At 34.6% G+C, this 14,531-nt stretch carries 10 protein-coding genes and 1 pseudogene; 8 read left to right on the forward strand and 3 right to left on the reverse strand.

Features of this window, described 5'->3' with window-relative positions:
• Nucleotides 1-504, forward strand: a pseudogene (locus QZU81_RS06750) (restriction endonuclease); the annotation flags it as partial.
• Here the strand turns inward: QZU81_RS06750 and QZU81_RS06755 are convergent.
• Nucleotides 490-1,605, reverse strand: a complete 1,116-nt coding sequence (locus tag QZU81_RS06755; protein WP_295590600.1) for an oligosaccharide repeat unit polymerase family protein — start codon at nt 1,603-1,605, stop codon at nt 490-492. The pseudogene QZU81_RS06750 and the gene QZU81_RS06755 overlap by 15 nt on opposite strands.
• A 3-nt stretch (nt 1,606-1,608) precedes the next feature.
• On the reverse strand, nt 1,609-2,964 hold the full coding sequence (cfbB, locus tag QZU81_RS06760) for a Ni-sirohydrochlorin a,c-diamide synthase (RefSeq protein ID WP_295590602.1): 1,356 nt from the start codon (nt 2,962-2,964) through the stop codon (nt 1,609-1,611).
• 100 nt (nt 2,965-3,064) lie between these two features.
• On the opposite strand from cfbB, the gene QZU81_RS06765 reads away from it, so the two are divergent.
• The 3 genes from QZU81_RS06765 (at nt 3,065) to QZU81_RS06775 (ending at nt 6,531) form a co-directional block, all read left to right on the forward strand.
• Complete coding sequence (locus QZU81_RS06765) at nt 3,065-4,891, forward strand: threonine--tRNA ligase (RefSeq protein ID WP_292852428.1); 1,827 nt, start codon at nt 3,065-3,067, stop codon at nt 4,889-4,891.
• 65 nt (nt 4,892-4,956) lie between these two features.
• Nucleotides 4,957-6,198, forward strand: a complete 1,242-nt coding sequence (locus QZU81_RS06770) for a bifunctional 5,6,7,8-tetrahydromethanopterin hydro-lyase/3-hexulose-6-phosphate synthase (RefSeq protein WP_292852452.1) — start codon at nt 4,957-4,959, stop codon at nt 6,196-6,198.
• A gap of 51 nt (nt 6,199-6,249) precedes the next feature.
• On the forward strand, nt 6,250-6,531 hold the full coding sequence (locus tag QZU81_RS06775) for a zinc ribbon domain-containing protein (RefSeq protein WP_292828756.1): 282 nt from the start codon (nt 6,250-6,252) through the stop codon (nt 6,529-6,531).
• Here the strand turns inward: QZU81_RS06775 and QZU81_RS06780 are convergent.
• Entirely contained in the window at nt 6,528-7,370 is an 843-nt protein-coding gene (locus tag QZU81_RS06780; RefSeq protein WP_292852431.1) for a phosphoserine phosphatase, read from the reverse strand. The genes QZU81_RS06775 and QZU81_RS06780 overlap by 4 nt on opposite strands.
• Before the next feature lie 281 nt (nt 7,371-7,651).
• Here QZU81_RS06780 and QZU81_RS06785 point away from each other — a divergent pair, with 281 nt between their 5' ends.
• Genes QZU81_RS06785 through QZU81_RS06800 form a run of 4 tightly spaced genes read left to right on the forward strand, consistent with a single transcriptional unit; the run spans nt 7,652 to nt 14,526 of the window.
• Entirely contained in the window at nt 7,652-12,811 is a 5,160-nt protein-coding gene (locus QZU81_RS06785; RefSeq protein ID WP_295590605.1) for a cobaltochelatase subunit CobN, read from the forward strand.
• Between the two features lie 9 nt (nt 12,812-12,820).
• A complete protein-coding gene (locus QZU81_RS06790) occupies nt 12,821-13,528 on the forward strand; it encodes a DUF2162 domain-containing protein (protein WP_295590607.1) in 708 nt (235 codons plus the stop codon).
• Between the two features lie 11 nt (nt 13,529-13,539).
• Nucleotides 13,540-14,184, forward strand: coding sequence for a MotA/TolQ/ExbB proton channel family protein (locus QZU81_RS06795; protein WP_295590609.1), 645 nt, complete (start codon nt 13,540-13,542; stop codon nt 14,182-14,184).
• A gap of 12 nt (nt 14,185-14,196) precedes the next feature.
• The gene (locus QZU81_RS06800) at nt 14,197-14,526 is read left to right on the forward strand and encodes a DUF2149 domain-containing protein (protein ID WP_292852443.1); all 330 of its coding nucleotides are present in this window, start codon (nt 14,197-14,199) and stop codon (nt 14,524-14,526) included.
• Nucleotides 14,527-14,531 lie beyond the last annotated feature (5 nt).

The following is a 14,531-nucleotide window of genomic DNA, read 5'->3' on the forward strand; positions in this document are numbered from 1 at the left end:
TATATTGATGAGGAATACCCGGAATACACTTATGACGCTTCTGATATGGAATATATAATGCAAAGACGTGAACAGAATCCTGTTGTCTATCAGAATACCTTATATAGGCAAGTTGATGAAGACAAGCATAGGGGATTATCCTCTCTTTTGAATAGGGGAAGCTCTAGAAGAAATAGTGGAGGATTATCAAGAGGTACTACTACATTATATAACTATAATTCTCGCAGCAGTGCATTCGGCAGTGATTCATTGTTCTATCATCTTATTCAAAATCCAATAGTCCTGATTGTTTTGGTTGTTGTCGCATCATATGTTCTTTCATTTATTGCAGGAAACCTATTGAAAATGGATGCCGGAATAACTGGATTGATTGAGATGGTTGTAGCATTGGCCCTTTCTTATGGTTTATCATTATATGCTGATAGAAACAGCGATTTTATTGTCAAAGGAACATTCATATTCTTTATTTCATTGATTATATTAATTATATTAATTTTTGTTTAATTTAATATAATTAAAATTAATTGCTATTAAAATTAATCCAAGAAGATATAAGAACCAAATATAATTAAAATTAATTGCTATTAAAATTAATCCAAGAAGATATAAGAACCAAATCATAATGTCTGTTGGTCCAGTTTCTATCCAAATCAATGTGTGTGTTACTATTATGGAGTAAATCCCAACTCCTATTCCTTTTTTTAATTTGTAGATTAATTCTAAGAAAATTCCCATAACCAGCATTTGAATTGTGAGGCCTATTAATCCGAAATCAAGGTAAACCGGTCCGAATAATGTGGAAGTTAGGCAAACCGTATAGTGCAGCACATGCTCTCCGATAAATGTCCTTGGGCTGCCTGATGAGAAAATTAGGCTTAGGACATGTCCATGTGTGCTTGCTCCAAGAGGAATGATCTTTTCAAACACTTCCAATGTGAATGCAGCTCTATAAAACACCAATTCCAAGGGATTCAAAGTCCAGTGCTGTGTTGCAATTGATTGGGATGCGATATATCCGATGGCCATTATTACTATTGCAATAACTGCAACAAATATGATTCCTAATTTTTTGGATATTTTGTCAAGATAATAAATTGTAATGAATGTACTTCCAAGAATTCCAAGAACTGATGTCCGGTAGCCGTTAAGGCCGAAAATCAACGCTCCTAAAACCACTAAAAGCAAATATTTTTTATCGTAGTATTTTGCAAGCAGGATGTTGATCATAATCAGGAATAGAGGATAGGCTATTCTCCAGATGTTTGTTGTTGCATTTGATTTTAAAACGCTATTGAAAAGAGGTATTCCACCAATCAAAACAAGATTCAAAATTTGCAGCACTAAAGCTATTGAAACAAGAATTAACAGAATATTTTCAGATAGAAAATCGATTTCTTTTACATCCTCAATTTGGATTTTGTATTTTATGGCTATTGTTCCAACCGCAAAAATCAGACAGGAAAACAAAATTGTCAGAATCACTTCTGGGTTCAGCGGGTCTTCAAACCTGTAGTTGAATGAACCGATGTAGCCCATAATTAAAAAGGCCAGTATTGCGACTACAACAATTGGCGGGCTAAAAAAATCGATTTTTTCAAGTTTCATGATTTATCCGCCAAGCTCATAGCTTGAAATTGCAAGGTTTCCACCAAAATCAGGCATAGCCGCCACATGTGTGTGGACATAGCTTGCAAGCGTATTTTTCTCCATGAATCCGTCTTGGTTGTTATAGGAGCCTTTTCCTCTTAAAATGTTGAATGCCAGGTCATGTTTGATGTTGTCTTTATCTACAATGACTTTTGAATAGTGGAACTCATGGCCGTGGAACTTTTCACCTTTTTTGGATATGATGTTGTCTTTTGTGACTTCAGCTATTGTATATTTTAGTGCTTGCACTCTATCTGTTAAAATAGACTTATAAGGATATACATTTACCATTTTATCTTCGTGGATGGAATTCATAAGATACATTAAACCACCACATTCGGCAAATATGGGCCTACTTTCTAAGTGGAACTGCTTGATTTGTGATAGCATATTTTCATTTGCATTAAGCTCTTTTGAAAACAGCTCAGGGTATCCTCCACCGATATACAATCCATCAACATCAGGTAATTCTTCATCGTTCAATGGTGAGAAATATTCTATTTTAGCGTTATTCGCTTCCAATGACTCAATGTTTTCCATATAATAGAAATTGAAAACTTCATCATATGCAACTCCAATTTTAACAGGTTGCTTATTCAGTTTGTTCCAGATAGGCACAATATCTGAGGTAATTTTTGGAGCGGTTTTAGCGATTTCCACCAATCTGTCCAAATCGATTGAATTTTTAATGACTTCTGACCATATGTCAATAAACTTAAGAGAATTTTCCCTTTCGCGAGCAGGAACAAGGCCTAAGTGTCTTTGTTCAATGGAAATGTTGTCGTCACGGACAATTCCTCCGATAACTTCAGTCTTTGTAATTTCTTCAATGGACCGTTTGGTTTTTTCATAGTGGGCTTGGTTTTTAACCTTGTTCAGGATAACTCCTGCAATGTTGATTTCAGGGTCAAGCGCTTTAAAGCCCAAAACCAATGCTGCTGCACTTTTTACCAGACTTCTTGAATTTATGATTAAAATGACAGGGGCCTTTAAGGATTTTGCAATTGAAGCGGTGCTGCCTATATCATTAACGGAATCGATTCCCTCATACAGTCCCCTAACGCCTTCAATAACAGCAATATCTTTTCCATCCATAGCCTTTAGATAGGAATCCCTGACTTGGCCGTCTTTCATAAAGAATGAATCCAGGTTTCTTGAAACGTTTCCTGTAGCTAATGTATGGTAGGATGGGTCAATATAGTCCGGTCCAACTTTGAACGGCTGGACATTAAATTTTTCACTTAAGGCTTTCATTATTCCGGTAGCTATTGTTGTTTTTCCAACTGCACTGCCGGTTCCTGCTAAAATAATTCTCATGAATATTAATTTAAATCTTCTTTATATAACAATTTTTGTATTATAAATCATTTTATATAATATTAAAAATAAAATTTAAATCATAATATATGGTGGTTAAATGAGAATTTTATTAATTCATTCTGATTATTTAAATTACAATGTAAAGAATAAAACACCTGTAGCTGAAGATATAGAGGAAGCTAAAAAAGAAGGTTCCTTCGATGACTCTTTAGTAGTATTTACAGCTGTTGAAAAAGATGATGAAAATAATCCAGAAGGTATTGTTAAAAATTTAGTCAGTGAAGTTAAGAAAACTAATGACCAAGTTAAAGCTGAAAATATTGTGTTATATCCATATGCTCACTTGTCTTCCTCATTAAGTTCTCCTAAAGTTGCTGTACAAATCCTAAAAGATGCAGAAGAAGCTTTACTCGCTGAAGACTTTAACGTTAAAAGAGTACCTTTCGGATGGTATAAGGCATTCGAGATTTCCTGTAAGGGTCACCCATTAAGTGAACTTTCAAGAACTATCACTGCCGATAGTGAAGAAGAGGAAAAAGTTGAAAGAAAACCTTCTAAATGGCAAATTCTTGAAGGGGACAAAATCACTCAAATCGAAGACTTCAAGTTTGATAATAGGGCTTTCAAACAGCTCGTTGATTATGAACTCGGACAAGGTGCATCTGATGAAGGTGAACCTCCACACGTCAAATTGATGAGGGAAAAGGAAATTTGTGATTATGAGCCTGCTTCTGATGTCGGAAACTTAAGATGGTATCCTAAAGGAAAGCTAATTAGAGATCTATTATCCGATTATGTTTATGATTTAACTGTAAGCCGTGGAGCAATGCCTGTAGAAACTCCAATTTTCTATGATTTGGATAACCAGGCTATTTATGAACATGCATACAAGTTCGGTGAAAGACAATACAGAACCGATACTAAAAAGAAATTAATGCTTAGATTTGCAGCTTGTTTCGGTGCATTCAGATTAATGAGTGATTCATACTTGACCTGGAAAAATTTCCCTGCAAAGATTTTTGAATTGACAAGATACAGTTTCCGTTATGAGAAAAAAGGGGAAGTCGTTGGTCTTAAAAGACTAAGAGCATTTACCATGCCGGATTGTCACTCATTCTGTTGTGACGTGCCATCCTCTTTAGAAGAATTTTCAGCTCAAACTGACATGTGTATGCAAACAGGTAAAGACTTGAATTTAGATTTTGAAGTTATTTTCAGAGCAACACAGGATTTCTTTGAAGAAAATGAGCAGTGGATGTACGAAATCGCTCGTAAATTTGAAAAACCAATTCTTTTAGAAATCTTGCCAGAAAGACACCATTACTGGGTATGTAAAATCGACTTGGCGAATATCGATGCTTTAGGTCGTCCAATCGAAAACCCAACTGTTCAAATAGATGTTGAAAGCGGTAAAAGATTTGACATTACCTATTTAGGTGAAGACGGCGAGCAACATAACCCTACAATCCTACACACTTCCCCAACCGGAAGTATTGAAAGAGTGTTATGCGCAATGCTTGAAAAAACTGCAATTGAAATCAATGAAAGAGCTCCGATGTTGCCAACTTGGGTAAGTCCAATTCAAGCAAGAATTCTCACAGTTGGAGAATCTCACGTTGATTTTGCGAATGAATTATATGAAAAAATCAACGCTTCAAACATCCGTGTGGATATTGACGATAGGGATGAAAGTGTCGGTAAGAAAATCAGAAATGCAGCTAAAGAATGGATTCCATACATTTTTGTCATTGGAGATAAGGAAGTTGAATCCGGAAAATTCCAAGTAACTGTCCGTGAAACCGGCGAAAAAGTCGAAATGACAGTTGATGAATTAATAGCTGAAATCAATGATAAATGCGAAGGAAAACCTTTCAGAAGATTGCCTTTACCTAAGGATATTTCAAGAAGGATTAACTTCCAATAATTATATTTACAAATAAAAATAAACTATAATATGTTATATTTAACGGAGGAAATTTAATGGACCCAATGTATAAAATAGGAGAAGCTCTTATTGGAGACGGCCCTGAATTAGCACACATTGATTTATTAATCGGTGACAAATTCGGACCTGTTGGTCAAGCTTTCGCTAATGGTTTATCTAACCTTTCCGTAGGCCACACTCCATTAACAAGTGTAATCAGACCTAATTTAATGACTAAGCCGGCTACTTTAATCATTCCTAAAGTAACTGTCGGTGATTTAGAAGACGCTAGTAAAATATTTGGACCTGCACAAACTGCCGTTGCAAGAGCAGTGGCTGATGCAGTAGAAGACGGATACATTCCAAAAGAAATCGTTGAAGACATTGTTATCAATGTAAGCGTATTTATCGATCCTTCTGCAAAAGATTTCAGAAAAATCTACCAATACAATTACGGAGCAACAAAATTAGCTATCAGAAGAGCAATGGAAGGATACCCATCTATTGAAAAAGTACTTGCAGAAAAAGATCGTGGAACTCACCCAATCATGGGATTCAAAGTCAAAAAACTTTGGTCTCCACCTTACTTACAAGTTGCACTTGACTTGGATAATGAAGTTGCTATGGAAAGAATTATCAACGATTTACCTGATAATGACAGAATTCTTCTCGAAGCTGGAACTCCACTCGTTAAAAAATTCGGTGTTGGAATCATTGGTAAAATCAGAGCTTTACGTCCAGATGCATTCATTATTGCTGACTTAAAAACTTTAGATGTCGGTCGTGTAGAAGTTAAAATGGCTGCAGATGAAACTGCAGATGCAGTTGCTATTTCCGGTCTCGGTACTGTCGAATCTATTGCTAAAGCAATCCATGAAACTCAAAAACAAGGTATCTACTCCATCCTTGATATGATGAACGTTGCTGAATTTGAGAAAAAATTAGCAAAATTGCCTGAAGACTTAAAACCAGACATTGTTTTATTACACAGAAATGTTGATATGGAAACCTACAGGGCAGAACACGGTGAAGACACCAGTGACATGACTGAATGGGGTAACATTAAAGACATTAAAGCACTTCTCGGTGATAAAGGTTTAATTGCTGTTGCTGGAGGAATCAAACCTAACAATGTTGCAGAAGCTATTGAGAAAGGTGCAAACATCATTATTGCAGGTAGATACATCATTGGTTCTAGAGATGTAAGAAGAGCAGCACAAGACTTCTTAGAACATTTCGACCCAGATCCAGACAATATGAGACTTGCAATGGATGAAGATGAAAATATTGAAGTAAAAGACGACTAGTAAATTAGATTTATTCTAATTTACAACTATTTTTTTTTTTAAGGTGTTTTTATGGGATTTTGCAATTCATGTGGAAGACCGATTGTAAAAGAAGAGTACGGAACCAATAAGGATGGAAGTTTAAATCCTGAATTTTGCTGTGATTGTTATCAGAATGGTGAATATACAGAACCGGATATCACTTTAGAGGAAATGATTGTCAGGAAAACAAAAGAAATGATGGCAAAAAATGATAGATTGCCTGAAACTCATGCAACTGCCATTACAGCTACTTTTATTCCAGGACTTAAAAGATGGAATCCAGAGTTCCAAGATGATTATAAAACTCTTTAATTTCCACTTTTTAAAATAAATTCTTTAACTTTACTTGCGATATACTCATCACGAGTTTTATTTACTTTTAAATTATATAATTCTTCTTCTGCTTCGTTGAATTTATCAACCAATTCATTATATTCTAAACGAAGCTGTTCGTAATCTTTTTCCAAATCTTCGTTCATTTCAAATATTTCAGCGTAACTAGTTTTTGTGTTGAGGTTTTCCTGTTTCAATTGATCGTATTTGGTTGAAACTTGATTGTAGCTATCTTTAATTGAAGCCTGTTCTTCTTTTAGGGTAGTGCATTTGGTTTTAAGATTTTTATTCTCTTCTTTAATGCTTGAATATTTGGTTTTCAAATTTTCATTTTCGGTTTTAATATTGACAAATTTTGTTTTTAGGTTTTCGTTTTCTACAATCAATTTGGAATGTTTGTCTCTGATTGTTTCATTTTCTTCTTTTAATGAGTCAATATTGCTTTGTTTCAAAGCATTATATTTTTCTTCGATATCTTTTAGAGAAATAATTTTTGCTTTTAACTCTTCAATTTCTTTTTCATATTCTAAATTAGAAGAGTTAGAATATTCTTTAATTTCTTCAGTCAATTGCCTCACTTCCTCAACATAAAAATAATTAGCTACTTTTAAAAAATCATTCTCTTCTTGCATATTCATGAAGTTTTCAATTTCACTATTTGGGATAATCAAGACTTCTTCCTCATTTTCATAGATGTCTTCTGTTTTTGGAACAGTGATTTGTATTTGCTCAGTGGTATATTTTTTTCGTTCACCATTTTTCAGTGTACGATTATACTCCCGAATATACTTTTTAACAATACCTTTCCCAAATTTCATAATTATCCCTTTTATTATAATACTATATTGTGTTTTTAAGATTATAAATATTATGTAATTTTATAAAAAATAAAGTAAGTATTTGATGGAGAATTAAACCGGATTTTATTACATATTAATAATTACATAATCACCAATTTATGTTTCGCTGAAATTTTAATTGTTCATAATTATTACTTTTTATAGGTTTTTTATCCAATTAGTAATACTTTAATTATATTTATTAATAATAATTTTTATAAATATACCATATTATTAAATTAGTTAAAATATTGGTTGTTATGATATCTAGAAAAGAAAAATGTTCCTATTTGATGATTGTTATTATATTAATTTGCATTTCATTCAATGTGGTCTATGCTCAAGATGATGGCAATGATACATTTTTATCTAATGATATAATCCAGCAAGATCAAGCAATTGAGGAAATTGATAATTCAAATCTTGAAAGAGAGGATTTCGATGAATCTTTGAATTTTGCCGATAATGAAATCCAATCTTCAGCTTCATCAGATGGTAAAAAAAATTCTAACGTAACGTTATTTATAGTAAGTGATAACCCCGGAACCAATATATTAGATGCCGCTAGCAGGGATTTATTTGATGAGCACCCTAATTTAAAAGAAAATGTTAATATTGTTGTAAGAAGTGGTGCTCAAGTGAAGGAAATGGATGAATCTGAATTTGTCAGTCTATTAGGTTCTTGTGATGGATTTATAGGCGAATGGGTTAGTACTGATGTGGATGCAGTTTTAACAAGCACATTACAAAAATACCCTGATTTATCAAATAAAGAACTATTTCTTATATTGGAACCGCCATCAGGTAATTTAAATTCAGAATCTTCTTCAATATCTTTAATTAAAAGTTCTGCAATTAATTATAATAAGATTTTTTCATCATTAGGCAGTGAAGAACTGATTTCATATTTCCAAAGCACAAAAAGGGGATTCTCATATGATGCTGTGGTCAGTTTTTTAAATGGCGAGGGGGCTAAATTTGGAGAATTGTTTAACAAGATGGTGTTATATAAGGACATAAATGATAAGGATAATTTGAAAAATCAGATTTTATATGTTCTGAACTATTTTGGATTTGATGTTGACTATGACGAGCCAAGCTTTACAGGTTCACAGCAATATGGTATTTATAGAGATAAATGGTTTAGTCTTGAGGAATATAAGGCAGCTTACTTCAATCCTTCCAATACTCGCACTATCGGTATTTTAGAAAGTACAATGTATATTTCATCTCAGCAATTGCACCCTACATATCAAATAATTGAAGATTTGGAATCAAAAGGGTATAATGTCATTCCGGTTTTTGCAGCAGGTGCAACTCCTGAACAATTAAAAGTAATGGTGGAGTCTTTTACTAGTGCCGGGGAGGATATTTCAGGATTCCTACAGAATTCTTCCAAATATGAGGTTTATGTTGATGCAATCGTGTCTGTTGTTGCATATGGAATAGGTGGAGAGGACTTTTCTAATACAAATAAATTTTTCGAAGAAACTGGGGTTCCAGTATTTAGGGCAGTTCACTCAGATTATGTTTCAAATGAACAGTGGGAGTTAGGAACCAGCGGTCTGACAACCGAAAAAAGTGATAAATGGTGGCATATTTCCATTGCGGAAGCACAGGGCATAATAGATGCAACATTTATAGGTGGTGCAGATGGTTATATTTCAGATTTGACCGGGGCTAGAATTGTAACCTATATTCCATACGAACGTAATATTGAGTTGTTGACAGATAGGATTGATGCATGGGCGGATTTAAGATATGCGCTTAACAGCGAAAAAGCCATTTCAATTGTTTATTATAACTATCCTCCTGGAAAGCAAAACATAGGTTCAAGTTACTTGGATAGTATTACAAGTATTTATAATATCCTTTATACTTTAAAAGGTCAAGGTTACAATGTTGGTGATTTGCCGGATAATGTTTCTGAACTTGAGGACATGATGTTGAAATGCGGTATTAATGTAGCTACATGGGCGCCCGGTGAGCTTGAAAAGTTAGCGAATCAATCTGATGTGGTATTGCTTCCTGTCAGCGAATATACTGACTGGTTTAATAATTTGGATGAGATTGTAAAGATTCAGGTTCGTGAAGGTCCAGTTGCATATATCGGTGAATTGGCTAAAAGAGCTGTTGAATTAAGATACAATGCGACAATCGGAGATACTATTGATGATTGGTATAATCAAGTTGCAGCTTTGCTTCCTGATGAAAATATAGACCAGAGTACGGCTGTTCTAAAAAATATCGTTTATGCTTTAAAGAAATACACAAGCACCTTTTCACCGGAATATTATGATTTGTTCTTGCAGTATTATGAAGAATTTAAGCAATTAAATGTTTCAGGATTAAATGGTTGGGGAGAGTCACCTGGAGAGGTGATGGTAGTAAATAGGAATGGAACAGATTATTTTGTTATTCCTGGATTGACCTTTGGAAATATTTTTGTTGCACCGGAACCTCAAAGAGGTTGGGAAGCTGACATTGAAAACCTTTATCACTGTACTGCCGTGGCTCCAACACATCAATATTTGGCCGCTTTTTATTATATGCAAACATACCATCCTAATGCTATGGTGTTTGTCGGAAGGCATGCAACCCACGAATGGTTGCCAGGAAAAGAGGTTCTCTTATCTGCAACAGATTACGGGTCCATTGTTGTTGGAGATGTTCCTCAATTGTACTTCTATATCAGTGATGGTTTAGGTGAAGCTATTCAAGCTAAAAGAAGAGGATTCGCGGTTTTAATTTCCCATTTAACTTCTCCAATGTCTTATACTCACTTATATGGAAACTTGACAGTTGCGGCTAATTTAATAGATTACTATTATAATATTAACAATAATGATTTAAAAGAGGAATTTGCCGAGCAATTGCGAGATTTGATTGTAACTCATGATTATTCCACAAACATAGGCCTTACAAAAGAGGAAGTCATGAATTTAAGTTCTGTGGTGCTTGTTGAAAAGGTTGACACTTTCCTAAAATCAACATTATCTACATTATATCCATTAGGACTTCATGCATTAGGTCAATATTGGACGGAACATGATTTGGCAAGTACAGTTACTGCAATGCTGTCTTTCGATTTTGATTTGGAGAATTATAAAGGTGAAACTAATATATTTAAAGAATTATCAGATTATCTTTATTCTAAAAATTATGATAGCCTATCCGCTCTTGAAAGGGAAGTTGTATTGAATAAATCCTATGATATCTGTAAGGCATTGATATATTGGGATGTTGATACTGTATACAATACATTGGTAAATCAAAATAGTAAGTTTAACAATTCAGACTTCCTTTATTGCCTTAAACTAGGTAAGGAATATATTAATTTGATTAATACAAGTGTTTCAACAGAATTGAATGCAATGATTGACGGTTTGAATGGAAGATATATCCCGATCAGTGAAGGTGGGGAGATTATACTTAAACCAATAGTTCTTCCAACAGGTAGGAATATGTATCAAGATCAATCCCGTGAACTTCCTACTGAAGAGGCATGGGAATATGCAAAAACTCTTGCTCTTTTGACTTTATCCGGATTGAATGACACTACTGAGAAAGTTATAATGGGAATATGGTGTGTTGAAACCGCAAGAGACGATGGGGCATTAGTTGCTAGCGTTCTTTATTTGCTCGGTATGAAACCGGTATGGACTGATTCTCCAAGTGCTGGTTTTACTGATAATCATGACCATGATGAGGAGATGGGTAAAAAAACCAAATCAATGCCTCAATATGTTTTATTAGATGATTTAACTCGCCCAGGCGGTTGGGATAAAAAGAGAATTGATGTAACCGTTATCACCAGTGGTTTATTCCGAGATTTATATTCTTCACAATCTATTCTTATGGATAACGCATTTAGAGTTGCACTGGCAAGGTCCTATTTGACAATCACTTCAAACAAGACTTTAATGAATGGAGAATATGGAAATCAGATAAAAGAAGCTATTGACTTTGTCATGGATGGAATTGGATATTACGGTGTTTCAAAAGAGTCCTTAGATGATAATTATGTTGCAAAACATTGGCTAGAAGATTGCTTATATTATTTAAGCATAGGATACAATTCAACATATGCCGGTGAATGTGCTATAACTCGTATTTTTGCACCTCCTAATGGGGATTATGGTGCGGGAATCTCAAAATTGGTTTCAATGTCATGGACATGGAATGACACTGACCAATTAGCTGAATTTTATTTGGGCAGAATGGGTAACATGTATTCCAAAAATTATTGGGGTGACACAAACCCGTTAGTTTTCCTTAGAGCTTTATCCAACTCAGACACAATTGTTACAAGCCGTAATACAAATCAATATGGTGTTTTGGATAATGATGACTTCTTCGATTATTGGGGAGGTCTTTCTATGGCTGTTGAGCATGTATCAGGTAAAACTCCAAAAATGAATGTCTTGATGTATGCAAACAGGAACAGCGCATATATTGCATCACTCGAAGAGGTAATGTATGCTGAAATCGCCTCTAGATACGATAATCCTGAATGGATTAAGGGCATGATGGCTGAAGGATACAGCGGTGCTAGATACATGTCTAATAAGTTTGTAAGTAATTTACACGGTTGGCAGGTAACAAGGCCTACTTCAGTTTCAAATGATTTGTGGAACAGGGTTTACAACACTTATTATAATGATAAATACGGTTTAGGTGTTAAAGACTGGTTGATGAGTGGAAATAATGCATATTCATTCATTTCTATGAGTGGTACCATGTTGACTACAATCCATGACGGATATTGGGATGCAAGTGATGCTACAATAAGGGATATCGCAAACTCATGGGCTCAAGCTACAGTTCAAAATGGAGTCGCATGCTGTGACTGCAGTTGTGGAAATATTGCTATGATGCAATGGGCAGTTCAGTATGTCAATCCGGATATTTTAGCTCAATTACTTCCTAAATTATATGAAGCAACACGCAATCCAGTATTTTTAGATTCTAATCAACAGGCAGTTGATAATCCTGAAAGTAATACTGATGCTTCAAATCCAAATCCGGGTCAAGGAAATGCAATGAATTCAGGTACTGTTTCCAATAATACTTCTTCCGATGTTGTTTCAAATTCATCCTCTTCAAACATGCAGAATTCAAATGGACAAACTGTTTCAAACATTGGGGTCAATGGCCAAAGTGAAGCCGTTGGAGATCCTAGCTATCAAGGGGATTCTTCAAGCATAAATGAAGTAAGTGATGCAGAAAATGCGAATGTAAAAAAATCAATTGAAATAAATCCGATTACTCAACAATCAGCAAGTGAAGTTGGTTTGTCCATACTTGCTGTTTTAGGTGTTTTATGTTTGATAGGAGTAATTGCTGTGGGTTATTTCAGAAATAAGGACGATGATGAAAAAATAACTGATTTAGATAAACTTTTCAATGAAATGAGGTAGGTGTAATAGATGGATGTAGTTAGCATATTATGGCAATTGGGGATATTGTCAGCTGTTTTGATTTTTGGAATCAAATTAGGATTGGCTACAGGTTTGGCCAACATGTCAAAAAAATATTTGGCGTTAGTTTCAATAGGTTATGGTGGAGGAGTTTTAATTTTAACTGAAATTTCCTCATTTTTCACAGAGGAGATAACCAATCTAATCTATACTTATAATTTCGAATTCTTTTTAATCATGGCTGCAATCATGATTCTTGCAGGCATTTTTACAATTAGGGAATATAAGGTTTTTGAAAGAAATACTACTGCAGCTACATGTATGGCAGTAATTGCGCCATGTCCATGCTGTTTTGGTTCAATAATAGTAAGTATCATGTTGGTGGCCCCTACTGTTGGTTTAGGTTTGATGGATTTGAGTTTGGTTGTTGCCGGAGCATTGGTTTTAACAATTGTGCTGACCTATTTCGCATCAAACTATATTGTTAAGTTCATTGATAAACCGTATCCTATTGTTTTAGGGAATTTTATGTTCTTTTTGGGTATTTATTTCCTGATTTCAGCATTGTTCCTTCCGAATATTACTGCAATGATTCAAAATCCAATGGATGCAATTACAATAGCTTCAATGGATAATGTATCAATTGTAATGATTTTAATATTGGCAGTGATGCTAATTGGAGGCATCATTTCCAAAAGAACTAGTAATTTTGATTGATTGGTGATAATATGGTAACAACAGTTCCCGGTAGTGATATATTAACATCTGGTTTGAATATGATTTCACAGAGTTTACAGATTCCTGTAATCATATTCCTGATAATCTTTGCAATATTTGCGGTACTTACCCTTGGAAGCTTGGTAGCTGAATATACCTCCAGGAAAAATGTTTCAGCTAATCTGATTGAAGATCTAATTTATTCCATATCAAATGCAAATTCATTAGAGGAAATAAAGGATTTAATTAAAAACGCTAAAATCTATGAATCTCAAAAAGTTATTTTAATCAAGATTTTACGTTCAAGTTCATTGACAAATGAGTCTAGACAGACTTTAGCCCGTAAATTGATCGAGTTTGAAGAAAATAAGTTTGCAAAAAAAATTGAAAGAACAGATATTATAACTCGTATAGGTCCTACTTTAGGGTTAATGGGCACATTGATTCCAATGGGTCCGGGTCTTGCAGCTTTAGGTGCTGGAGATGTTAACACGTTAGCAAGTGCTATCATCGTTGCATTTGATACAACAGTTGTCGGTATTGGTGCAGGTGCGGTCGGATATTTCGTATCTAAAATAAGACGCAGATGGTATGAGGAGTACTTGTCTAATCTAGACGCTTTGGCCGATGCGTTAATTGATAAATTAAAACAGTAAGAGGTTTTGTCCATGGTTAGGAAAAAATGTAAAAATAGATTTTCTGAAGGTGAAGAAGACCCTATGGCTGGAACTTCCAATCTTGTGGATGCAATGCTTGTCATAGCTGTTGGATTATTGATTTTTGTAGTAATTAGTTGGAATATGCAAAGCGTAGTTTTCCAGGATAATCCTCAGCAAAGTGCTATTCAAGACTCTTCTCCGGATGTGACTGAAGTGGAGGAAGGCCAAGTATTAAACGATACTCCTGACACTTCTAATAGTTCAGGTCAGGGATATATGGAAATGGGTAAAGTTTATAAGGACCCTTCATCGGGCAAACTGATTATGGTTGAAAATTAGGGGGC

Source organism: uncultured Methanobrevibacter sp., from assembly GCF_902770715.1.
Lineage (GTDB): Archaea > Methanobacteriota > Methanobacteria > Methanobacteriales > Methanobacteriaceae > Methanocatella.